Annotated in this window: 12 protein-coding genes; 10 read left to right on the top strand and 2 right to left on the bottom strand. The window is 35.7% G+C overall.

Annotated features, from left to right (window positions below; translation table 11 throughout):
- Window positions 1–734: 734 nt before the first annotated feature.
- Window positions 735–1475 carry a LytR/AlgR family response regulator transcription factor gene (locus DD829_RS15545; RefSeq protein WP_108411749.1) on the bottom strand — a complete coding sequence of 247 codons (741 nt, stop codon included), beginning with the start codon at window positions 1473–1475 and terminating at the stop codon, window positions 735–737.
- On the bottom strand, window positions 1456–4383 hold the full coding sequence (locus DD829_RS15540; RefSeq protein WP_108411748.1) for a histidine kinase: 2928 nt from the start codon (window positions 4381–4383) through the stop codon (window positions 1456–1458). Before DD829_RS15540 ends, DD829_RS15545 begins: the two co-directional genes overlap by 20 nt.
- A 247-nt stretch (window positions 4384–4630) precedes the next feature.
- On the opposite strand from DD829_RS15540, the gene DD829_RS15535 reads away from it, so the two are divergent.
- From DD829_RS15535 to DD829_RS15495, 10 genes are all read left to right on the top strand, one after another.
- The gene (locus tag DD829_RS15535; protein ID WP_165796769.1) at window positions 4631–5212 is read left to right on the top strand and encodes a cysteine hydrolase family protein; all 582 of its coding nucleotides are present in this window, start codon (window positions 4631–4633) and stop codon (window positions 5210–5212) included.
- Between the two features lie 6 nt (window positions 5213–5218).
- Window positions 5219–7144 carry a PEP/pyruvate-binding domain-containing protein gene (locus DD829_RS15530; protein WP_108411746.1) on the top strand — a complete coding sequence of 642 codons (1926 nt, stop codon included), beginning with the start codon at window positions 5219–5221 and terminating at the stop codon, window positions 7142–7144.
- Window positions 7145–7150: 6 nt separating this feature from the next.
- Window positions 7151–8251, top strand: a complete 1101-nt coding sequence (locus DD829_RS15525; RefSeq protein WP_123906889.1) for a hypothetical protein — start codon at window positions 7151–7153, stop codon at window positions 8249–8251.
- A gap of 5 nt (window positions 8252–8256) precedes the next feature.
- Window positions 8257–8595, top strand: coding sequence for a PEP-utilizing enzyme (locus DD829_RS15520; RefSeq protein ID WP_165796768.1), 339 nt, complete (start codon window positions 8257–8259; stop codon window positions 8593–8595).
- A 75-nt stretch (window positions 8596–8670) separates the two neighbouring features.
- Window positions 8671–8841 (top strand): hypothetical protein, encoded by a 171-nt coding sequence (locus DD829_RS23700; protein ID WP_165796767.1) that lies wholly within the window; start codon window positions 8671–8673, stop codon window positions 8839–8841.
- 409 nt (window positions 8842–9250) lie between these two features.
- Entirely contained in the window at window positions 9251–9460 is a 210-nt protein-coding gene (locus DD829_RS24480; RefSeq protein WP_123906887.1) for a DKNYY domain-containing protein, read from the top strand.
- Window positions 9461–9702: 242 nt separating this feature from the next.
- Window positions 9703–10116: a hypothetical protein gene (locus DD829_RS15510; protein ID WP_116547910.1), complete on the top strand. Its 414-nt coding sequence runs from the start codon at window positions 9703–9705 to the stop codon at window positions 10114–10116.
- Between the two features lie 322 nt (window positions 10117–10438).
- Entirely contained in the window at window positions 10439–10873 is a 435-nt protein-coding gene (locus tag DD829_RS15505; RefSeq protein ID WP_165796638.1) for a sigma factor, read from the top strand.
- Between the two features lie 60 nt (window positions 10874–10933).
- Window positions 10934–11110, top strand: a complete 177-nt coding sequence (locus DD829_RS15500) for a sigma factor-like helix-turn-helix DNA-binding protein (protein ID WP_108410081.1) — start codon at window positions 10934–10936, stop codon at window positions 11108–11110.
- An 81-nt stretch (window positions 11111–11191) separates the two neighbouring features.
- On the top strand, window positions 11192–11695 hold the full coding sequence (locus DD829_RS15495; RefSeq protein ID WP_108410082.1) for a hypothetical protein: 504 nt from the start codon (window positions 11192–11194) through the stop codon (window positions 11693–11695).
- The last annotated feature ends 243 nt before the right edge of the window (window positions 11696–11938 follow it).

Genomic DNA, 11938 nt, shown 5'->3' with positions numbered 1-11938 from the left:
GTGTCGGCTGATTTTACGGATCATCTGCTCAGCTCTACATCTCCCTGAGTTTTTTTGTTCACATAATTAATCATATTGGCCATCCTGATCACATCCTTTAGTCCTTCAACAGGATTGATATTCACCGTTAGATCGTGTCCGTTTCCTCATTTAATGATCACCGTATCATGATCTTTAAAGGTAAGGGCAGTCATTTTCCCCCATGAACCGAGAACAAAGCCGTTTCTTGTTTTCTCTACTTTTAAAGTTCCTCTTTCCTTTCTGGTATCTTCATTGATGTTTCCGGAAAGATCAATCTGCTTCTGGATTTTAGAAGCCGCTGATGTAAGCTCATCCAGCTGTTCCTGTTCTTTCAGGTTTTTCTCCTGATTTCTTATTTGCTTCAGGGTTCTTTGCTGTTCCTGCTGCTTTAAGGCTCTTTTTTGAGAATCTCCATTGTTTTTTTCAGGGGTTGATATTTCCTGTTGGTATCCGGTTTCGGGTCAATTGATCATCGTTGGTGTATAATAGAATAAAATGTACCCTTCCAGTATACCTGTTTTTTTTGATTTGGCAAATTTTTATCAGGTTTTTGATCATGCGGTTTAAAGCAAAGGATTAAAAATGCCGGCTGCTGTGTAATCCGGAATCAATCTGCCTGAGGAATACACCAAGTTATTGTTTCAGAATCACTTTCCTGAAATTTTTAGAGTATTCATCAATACAGTAGATACAATTTATTCACTATTTGCCTTTCAGAGCAAAACCTCCAGTTCTTTTAATTTTTCCTTACTGATTTTCACCTGTATGTTTTGCTTCAGGCGCAGAAGGTTGGATTCTATTTTCTCAATACAGTCTAAATTGATAATGGATTCCCTTTTATTGACCACAAAATAATTGATGCCGAACTTCTTTAAAAGCTTCTCACAGTATTCCCAGTTAGCTTTAACCTCGTACATCAGGGAACCGGAAAAGCATAAAATCTTGTGTCTTGGATTTTCTGATTGGTGGATACAGACCAAATCTCCGGGAAAAACCTTTACCCTTTCCTTTTCCACCGTTTCAATCCAAAGCGGAGTATTCACGGTGTTCCGGTCCGCATGTTCTTTGGCTTCTGCCAGACAGTGTGAAAGGCATGTATCCAGTTTTTCCCATATGGGTTTGGCAAAATAACGATGTACTTTATAGGTATTGACCATTTCTTCATGGATTTCCCTGCGGTCACTCCGGTAGCCCGTAAAGAAGATAACATAAGGATGGTAGTCTGATTCTGACTTAATCCTCTGCAGGATCTGGAATGAATTCCCTCCTTTGATAGCCCAATCCAGAAAGAGCAGCTGGGGATGATGTTTTTGGATGGCTTCCACCGATTCTGTAAAAGTGGTAAATAATCCAATGCAGTTCCACTCAGTGTACCTGTTCATTCTTCTCCGGATGCCTTCACACACATTAGGGTCATCTTCAATGACCATATAATTATAATCCGAAATTTTCATAATTGATGTTTTTTTTGATTTTTATGGTTACTGTAGTTCCTTCTATTTTTCTGTCGGAGATTTCAAATACAATATTATCATTTCTTTTTCCATTGATCACATCAATCATTTTCTCTAAATTCTCCAGTCCTTTACCGTTCTTTTTAAAATGATTGATTCTCATTGCTTTTTCTCTTCCCACTCCATTGTCTTCAATAATAATGATATAAAAAGAACCTGACTCCTGTATATTTAAGCTAAGAAGATACGGAGGTATTTCCCGGTTTCTGAGTCCGTGAAGCAGTGCATTTTCTATGGCAATCTGTAAAAGACCTATAGGAACAGGGGTTTCCGGGGGAATGATCTCAATCCCTGATATTTGTGTTTCAAGTTCAGAAAGATAAAGTAGTCTCTGAATATCAATGGTATTGAGTACCATCTGCATCTCGTTTTCAAAACAGTGGGTAAAGCTTCCGCTCTGCGTAAATCCAAACATAATGTTAATGCTTTCCCCGAGTCTGCTGATTACCTTATTGGCATGGGGCTTATCTTCAAGTTCTGCACCCAAACTATTTAAGGCGTTAAGCATGAAATGGGGACGGAATTGGTTGCTCAGGCTGCTGAGATTCAGCTGGGCAATCTGCTTTTGCTGGATATTGATCCTGCGTTTATTATTAAAGTAGTATATGACAAAAACTATGGGAACCGTTGAAATCAGCATCCAGAACCACCATTTTTGCCAAAGGAAGCTTTCAATGGTAAAGGGATACTGAAATACCGTATAACTGCCGTCCTGTTGGCATATCCGGACAAAGAAGGTATAGTCACCTGCCGAAAGGTTCGCAAAGTGAAATCGGGTTTGCAGATCGGGACTGCCAAATACCGCTTTATCTCCTTTCTTTACCAATATTCCGTTGAGATAACGGGGCATATTGTCAGGAGTCTGATAGTGGATTCGGATGTCGATGCTGTTTTCATTGGGGTGGAAGGCAACCATCTGATTAGGCTTATATCTTGTCTCTGTACTGTCTTTACTGATGATAATGTCAGGACGGACAGTATAGGAAGGCAGCGATAACCATTTTTTAATATCCCAGTGATACACCATATCGGAAGTGGAAAACCATATGCTGCCGTCTCTGTTATCAGTCAGGCAGGTGTTTTGTTCAGTCGAGTTGCTGAAGGCAGTTTCCAATGGGTTCAGATAGCGGATGGAAACACTTCTGTTGCGATACCATTTTTTCAGATCAAACAGCAGTACTTTATCCTGTACTCCTAAAATCAGAAAATCCTTCCATGGGTGCATAAAGGAAATAACTTTTCCGGTTTCCAGAAGGGGATGTCTCAATTCAACTAAATTTTTCAGATCATAGTCTGTTTCACTTTTGCTGTTATAATACATCAGCTTTCCGTTCATTGTTCCTATCCAAAGGGTATTATGGTTATCCAGCTGCATGGCCATTGTGCCGTAGTCGGTTTCTTTTTTTATCTTCAGCCAGCTTTTAGCATAGCCTGTTTTGGGATTGTATACCGCTAATCCCTGCTGTCCCATCCAGATATTTCCGAAACGATCCTCACTGATGGAAAGAATATTCGCAAGATTGATCCCTTGTTTATATGACAGCCTCTTCCAATTTTTTCGGGTATTTTCAAGATCTTCCGATCTTTTATACCACAGTCCCTGACTTGCCGTTCCCAGATACGTAGTTTTATTTCTCGATTCGTACAGGTAAAATCCGGTCACCGAATCTGCTATTTTTTTATAACGGTTGGGGGTGTCAAAAAGAAACACGCCTTTCCCGGCCTCGCCAATCAGAATCATCTTATCTTTATGGGACATTCCGCCGTTCATCCATTGGATTGTTTTTACGGAGCTTTCGGTTATCCTGTCTTTGTCGATGACCGACAGGGCTCCCTGATAACTTCCTGCCCAGATTTTGCCCCTGGAATCCTGTCGAAGAGTAAATACGGTATTGGAATTGGTATTATTGAACAGCCTTGGATATTTGGTAATATGGGGAAATACCCTGAAAAATAAGGTTCCTGTTGCACAGTAATAACTGTTGCTTGGGGCATTATAGGTGACATTGCTGATATTTTCCCCGAGTGAAGTATTGAAAAGAGGTTTATCTATGGGAAGGCTAAAAGTTATTTTGTTGCTCCCTTTGGTGGTCAGATAGGTTCTGCCGGTATTGAGAAAGTTAATCGGATAAGCTATAGGTGTAGGGACTACCGTTCCGGAAGTTACCTGAAGTAAGGAATGGTCACGAAATATAATACTGAAATTATCCGCATCCCTAAAGCTCCATATGTCAAAATCCTGAGAGGAAAGGGGATAGCTTTTAATATAAGTTATACGTCTGTCTTCTAATGCGTATAATGAGAGTGTATTCTTTTTATTTGCAAAACAGTAAAGCTTATCAGTAGCTCTCAGTCCGCATATATTATCCGGAATCCGCATCAGGGTTTCAAACCGTTTCCCGTCAAAGGCTTTCAGATAATGAGATTTGTTCTTTGTAAATTTGTCTGTAAAATAGATTTTTCCTTTATACAAAACGTAGTATCCCGACTGCCCGTCATTCAGATGAAGGGTATATTCTTTTATAAGCTTTTGATTTTTAACAACCATTATTTTTTGGTTGCTTAAAAAATATTCTGTTCCTCTAAGTTCAGTAAATGCAAAAAGGGTGTAATTCATCGGTTCCCGGGATGAAAAAGCCTTGTCTATTGAAGTATTGCTGAGAATGTAATACCGGTCCGCATAAGGCTGACAGATGATACTCCCGTCTTTTTTCTGAAAGACGGAAAAAACATTGAACAGATCATTTCCGTAGTTGTATTTGGTATAAACATAGGCACTATGCTCCGAAACCGGAAGGGTTTGGGAATATATCAAAAACGGAAATAACAGAAATAAAATATTTTTCATCTATAACAAATGTAGGGGATAATTTTAGGTTTTAAAATACCCGTTTTCGGTTTTCATGCTCGATTTTGGGGTTTTCATGCACGAATCTGCGTTTTCATGTTCAAAAATCAGGGTTTCATGCACAGGCTATTGTGAGAGAATTTGTTTTTTTCAAAATTTGTCTTCTAAAGAAAGGATTGATAATACTTACTATTTCAATATATCATACCTATCTCAAAATAATTTACATTTTAATAATTTAAAAAATATGAAAAAAGCTCTTCTTGTTATAGATGTACAGAACATTTATACACATTCGGAATCTGAACTTTATTGTACAGATCATAAGCAGACTGTTAAAAAAATTAATGGACTTATCGAGGCTTTTCAAAAGAAAGGTTATCCCATTGTATATATCAAGCATATTCATAAAGCCGATGGTAGTGATACGGGGAGAATGTTTGACTTTGCAGGACCTATTGAAGATTTTAATTTTAAAGAAGGATCAGAAGAGGTCGAATTTGATAAGGATCTATATCTTGTTTCTAATGCAACTATTATTTTCAAAAACAGGTATTCTTCTTTTGTTGGAACATCACTTGAAAAAATTCTTAAGGAGAATAACATTGATACGGTCACTATTTGTGGTTTTATGACTAATTTCTGCTGTGAATCAACAGCAAGGGATGCACATGATAGGGATTATTACGTTGAATTTATTTCAGATGCAACTGGAGCTCCTGAGTCTGAAACTATGAATGAGACTAAGATTAGAGAGGTAGTGTCTGAGCTATTATCTGGGGGAATTTCAAAGATTTTTGATTATGAAACCTATTCTTTGGAGTTTTAATATATTATGAATACTGGAGTTTTAAGACTTGAAAACATTTCATCAGATGATCTGCATTTATTTGGTGGAAAGGCTATTAACCTTTCCGTTTTATTACAGAAAGGCTTTAATGTACCCTTTGGGGTTGCTTTGTCAAAAGGTATATTTGAAAAATTTCTTGAACATTCAGGATTGGAAATTAATTCTATTCGACAAGTTCATACTCTAGCCATGATTTCCTTGGAGAGTGTTTTGCATGATTGTTATCAATGGGAGTGTAGAATTTTAAATTCTATAGAAACTGTTTGTGTTCCTGAATATTTAATTCAGGAAATCATGGAGAATCTGGATGAATCTTCAGAATATGCTGTTCGATCTTCCTGTATTTCAGAAGACTCTTCTTCCACTTCTTTTGCCGGTCAGTATGTAAGTTTTTTACATATTAAGGGGAAAGAAAATATCTTATCAGCTGTTAAAAAATGTTGGGCTTCTCAGTATAGTAAAAGAGGGAATAGTTATGCCATGAATCACAAAGGCATGCCAATCATATCACCTTCAATGGGAGTAGTAATACAAGAAATGGTTCATCCTGATTTTGCTGGGGTATGTTTTACTCAGGGACCAACGCCAAAAACATCTGATTTTGCCATAATAGAGTATGTGGATTGTATTGGAGAAGTATTAGTGAGTGGAGAAAGGACTCCTGATCATATTGAGATAGACAAACAGAATATTATCAGAAAAAGAATCAGTTCCGGTAAGAATAAAAAGACATTAAACGATATCCTTATTTTAAAGTTATTAGAAGTCTGTAGAAGGATAGAGAATGACTTTAATGCACCACAAGATATTGAATGGGCAATAATTGGTGAGGAAATTTATATTTTACAGACAAGACCCATTACTATTTTAGGAAAAGAAACTACAGGTAACACTAGTCAAAAGCTCTATCTGAGTCATTCTGCTTTTGATTTAAAAAATGAATTACATGATTTGATTTTATCGGAAATTGATTCTTCAGGATTTAGGGGTGCAAACTATTTTCTATGTAAGCAACATGAACAGGGATTTTGGAGCAATCCTGAAATTCCTGAATGGGATACTGTTGGAACAGCAGAATCTGTATATTTACTTTACAAAGGAGGTATTCCAGCAAATATGATTTGGGAAAATGTTTTAGAGGGCGCTCGTACACGGTTTGGAATATCTCTTGCTCAAAAATGGCTTTTACAAAAAGCTGGGACAGATGGCAACTGGGGAACAGACTTGTGGGACACCTGTCAGGTATTGATTTCCCTTATTACCACAGGGATGTCGCCTGACGCTGTTCAAATAAAAAATGGTATAAGCTACGTAAAATCTCATTTTGAAAAAGGCTTTGCTGAAGCCAATAACAATGAATGGTATGGAGCTGCTTTTTTGGCTTCTTCACTAAAATTATTTCATTTGATCAAATACAAAAAAGAATGTACTCAATGTATTGATTTATTGAGAAAGTATCAGGATGAGGAAGGTAACTTCTATATTAACACAGCACAAAATCAAAATGTTCCTTCAGAATGGCATACTGCTCAGGTAATTTCAGCTTTATGTTTTGTAAACGAAAGTAATAACGATATACTTCAAATGATTAATAAATCATGCAAATGGCTTGTAACAAAACAAAATAAAGAAGGATTTTGGGGTGTGAAGGAAGGAGCATATTCTCCTTTCAACATTACTTTCACTTCATACGCAATAATGGCTTTAAAAGATTCTGGGATCAATTATAATGGACAAATATCAAAAGCTATCAAATGGATAAAAACCCAACAGAATCTGAATGGAAATTTTGGAGATATATGGTCTACGATGATGGCTCTTTCTGCAATTCAGAAAGTTACAGGAAGTCTTTTTTCATTTCCTATTCCACTACCAGTGTATATAAAACTCCAAAAAGCAATCTTAAAATAAATGAATATGAATATAGAAGAACTATACCCCCAAAAACTAACATCTATTCTTCCGGTTATTGAAAAAATCCCAGATAATATCTTTCCTTGGATATCTGAAAAACATATTAAATACCTTGATGACAGGATTCACAAAATAGTTCCTCTCACGGATTATCTGACTAATATAAGCTCCGTAGAAAAAGAGAGAATAGAATTTATTGGGTTTATTGATCATTGGACAAAAAAAGAGAACCCTGATCTTGTTGAATATACCAGGGAATATCAAAACCGATATGTAAAAATAAGAAACAAAGTAGAGCAACAATGTAAAGTGATCCTTGAGGACCAAAGCATATGGGAATCTAATGATCATCTCAAAGAGTTTTGGAAAGAATTCGCATACTATAATGAAGTTGATTCCTTATTTGGAATGTTTCTTACATCAGGAAGATGGTATGTCAATGCAATGTTACCCATTGTTAAAACTATTATTTATTCAACCCTTCCTTCCGTATTAAAAGGGTCTGAAAGAAATGAAATGGCTTATTTGGTGGCAAGGCGTGTCATTACTCCCAGATATGCAGAATTACCAGCTAATTATGATTTTTCTTACGAAAGAAAGTTTGCCAGTAGTTTTATTCCCATTCTTCAATTTTATGACAGAAAACTTTTGTTTCTTTTTGAAATCCTTTCTACATATACGTATTTCCCTTCAATGACTTTGAATGATCTTGTAACAGACATTCTATATCAAAAAGAGGATTATTCAAAAATTCTTTCAGAGGGAATATATCCTCCTTTTGCTTGGCACGAATTTATTTCCAGTCAAAAGCCCAGAAAGTCAGCCGTTGCCTATGAAATGGCTATCACTGCATTAGAAAAGAATGTTGTAGAAGATTGTAAGACCGAATTTAATACAGCTATTGCTTTATTGGATGTTTTCAAAGAATACGAGCTTAATTACAACAATTATAATTATAAAGGAAAATTCGGACTGGTTTCAAAATGGTTTTATTATAAGACTTATCAACGTGTTGATGACAAAAAGAAAGAAGAGTTTTTAGATGCAATTCTTCTTGATAGATTTTACCATGCTTTAGAGATTGTAAACAATAACTTAAAATAATGTATATGATAAATGAATTTTTTGGCATTTCTGCTGCCAGTGGAAAAACAGAAGGGGTTGTAAAATGGGTTCTTTCAGAAGCAGATTTGGATAGTTTTCAGCCCGGGGAGGTTTTATTTGCAAAAATGACCTCTCCCGATTGGGGTAATTTATTTCAAAAAGCTGCGGCAGTTGTAACGGAACAAGGCGGAATGCTTTGTCATGCTGCTATCGTAGCTCGGGAAGAGGGAATTCCGGCAGTAGTCGGAATTGGAGAAGATCTGTCACAGATCTCTGACGGAATCAAAGTCCTAGTTGACGGAGATGAAGGAATAGTAACAGTTATTGAAAGTACTTATGAATAGTATATTATTAAAACCAATGTGTTATGAATAAGGATAATTCGTCAATAAACTAATTAAATATTTGACAAAAACGATTTGAGTGAAAACCGTAAATTTTATTATGACAATAAAAAGAACAGTTATGATGAAGAAACCGGGGAATGGACTACCGTTGAAAATTTTGAATTTGTTCCTGAAGACCATTTAATATATCCCATAGAAGAAACTCCTGTTGTTGTTTTATGGAGGACTATTTCAATGAAGTGATTTACCAAAATGGGAATCCTCTCTTAAGCTAAGAAAAATTACTCAATAAATTTATCAAAATTTTGGATGAATTCGATTGTGACTACTCTCCAAACGAATGCTATGTTATTATTCAGAAAAAAGAAGATGAATAAAAAACGTAAATATATTATAGAAGATCGTATTATCTGATATTATTTAGATTTTGGGGTTGAGAAAAATAATGTATTATGTATACAATAATTTTATCTTATAAAGAAGATAGATGAAGAGGCTTGCTAAATTTATATTTTCACTAATATGAGTAAGTTTGATATTGTTTCTGATTACCTCTATACAACCATTATCAGAAATAAACTTTGCAATTTGGGATAGAATATATGCGATTAATATCCATTCGTTTCCACCCATCCAACTTATCGCAAAAAAAATGGACAAAGATTCTCTATCCGTATTATATATATCTAATAATATCCCTTTTTTCATAAAAGATAAAAATAGTATTTATATGGCTCAGGGGTGTTATGGTCAAAAAGCAAATGGATTTGATGCTGACACTTTTACTGTTCTATTAGAATCAGGTGCTTCAGGAAACGGAATTACAGTAAGTGATAAAAATGGAATTTACAAAAGTTCATGAAAGATTTGACTATTGTATGGATGGCTTAATTGCAATGAATGAATACGTTTTGAAAAACATTAATTCTAATGTATGATAAAATGAAATGTATGGAAAATTAACTTTTATTATTAATGGTTTAAGGTCTAACAGACTAAAAATTATTCGAAGTGGTTATAAAAAATGAAAAATCGTTTATTACCTACACTTTAGTAAACAAGGATTTAACTAATTAAAATAACAGTAACTTAAATTACATTCAAATGAAATTATTTCGTCTATTCATTTTGTTGGTATTTTTTAATGCCTTAAATTCATGTACATCGGATTCTAACGAAGTTTTTCCGGACACTTATAATAAAGGTACAGAAAGTGCTGCCAAAGCAGGATGTTCCATGTACTATCAAAGCCAAACGGGCTGGATTATGCTTGGGAATGTACAAAAAACATTCAATGTAATAGCTGGCAGAAGTGGAAAAGTAATCGTAAGCAATGGTACGGGTGGTGCTATCAATGCTGTAATACCAGGCTCAAGTGATATGGCTTATACGTTAAACGCCGGACAAGTAAAGACAATTGACATCGGTTCTTATCCAAGCTCCAGCGAAGCCATTATCATAACGGGATATAATTTGGCAGTTAAAAACTTTACAGTACAGGTTGGATATTGTAATTAATCTTTTATGGTGTGGATTAAACAATAATCCACACCATAATTATTATCATCTTATGAAAAAAAAGGTTGTTTTCAAAAGCGAAATTGCTTATTTCCTTTTTATCCATTATTTAGATTTTGCTTATATTAAGATGAATTCTATTTTATAAATAAAATTGATGAAAAATACGAACAAACCTTTTGAAACCTCCTACGAAATGTTTTCCTCAGAAATTTCCTGAAAAAGATATGGCTATACGGATCCTGAACTCTCCAAAAATCTCTACAGGGAATATATGAAAAACTGAGATCAGAAAAAACGGGATGAGCTCATCCTGCGTCACGTGAACTATGTACTTTATTATTGCAGAACCCAGATCAGTTCCTATAAGCTCTCCAATCATAACGGAGAATTTATGGATTTGGTGCAGGAAGGAATCTCAGGACTTTTAATTGCTGCCCACAGGTACAATCCTGACAAAGCTGCTTTTTTAACCTATGCCCGATATTACATCAAAGTAGTGATTGACAATTACCTTGCAACCATAGGAAACAAATCACCTTTCAATACAAAGGATCAGGTTGGAGCTGCTGTTCAGGCGTATCATCTATTGAATTCCACTCAAAATGAAACGGGAGAAATCCTTCAGCTGGAAGAAGTCGCCCAACTACTCGGGGTAAGTTCGCGTGTGCTTTTACAAAAGATTGAAGCGCAGGCTTTTAATGTAATTTCTTTGGATGCTCCAATCAGAAAAGGAGACGAAGAAAGCACCCGGTGAGATATTTTACAAACAGCAGGAAATAGCTCCTGAAACAGTCATGATGAGCATTCCACTGATATGATGAATAAGGAAATTCATGCCATTGTGCTGAAAGAAATGAGACTGAACCTTTCGATAAGGGAGTATAATATTGTAAAAATGCATTATCTGGATCATTCCACCCAGGATGAGATCGCTGCCGTGTATGGTTGCAGCAGGGAAAGAATACGCCAGATTGAAGAAATAGCCCTTTGAAAGGTTCTCTTAGCACTAAAGAGCAAATATCCGGAATTAAAAATCAGTCTGGAAACAGGGCAGGTGAAAAAACGTTCACAGATGGATACCAAATATCATAATGTTATGAGGTCAGCACTGGAAACGCAGAGAAAAGAAATCAAAAAACAGAGCAGACTGAGTGCTCAATTGAAAGCCCAATATGTACTGGAACAGCTGGAGAAAGCCAGAATCAATGCGCTCAATCTCTCGGTAGACGATATGCACGGATTATGCTTATATTATCTTGGAAATGATCAGAGTATGTATCAAAGTTCGGAACATATAGAAACCTTATACAACATAGCAAAGTATGATCCCCGTATCTCTTTAACCGGAAGCAAACGGGAACATCAACCAAGAATCTATCGTAATGCATCCGATGAAAAGGAGTTTTTTGATTGGTTCTTTGAGCAGAAATCTGAGACGGTTCCATTGCACGTTTCGGAATTTATCAGAAAATATTACGAGGCTGCAAATAAAAATGCTCTTTTGGAAGGGGAGAGTATCGATGAACTGGTCAAAAAGAAAGACCGTTACCTGAAACTGTTTTTTGAAATTCCTTGAGTGACGGGATAATTATAGCTGCTTTTTAGATGTAATAGAAAAGACAGCTTCTGACCGAAATTGTCCTTCGTATTTCTGTGAGGGCAGTTTGTAAATGTTACGGTATATATGAATGCTAAACAATTTCTTCCAATTTTCTCTTGTTTTTGTATATGAATTACATATCTATTTCATATGCAGATCGTTTAATTATTTTATCATTCAATGAAAATCATCCGTTATAATGAAGAAAAAAGAATCACA

Source organism: Chryseobacterium sp. HMWF035, assembly GCF_003094695.1.
Lineage (GTDB): Bacteria > Bacteroidota > Bacteroidia > Flavobacteriales > Weeksellaceae > Chryseobacterium > Chryseobacterium gambrini.
Note: the sequence above shows the minus strand (reverse complement) of the source record. Positions and strands in the feature narration are given on the sequence as shown.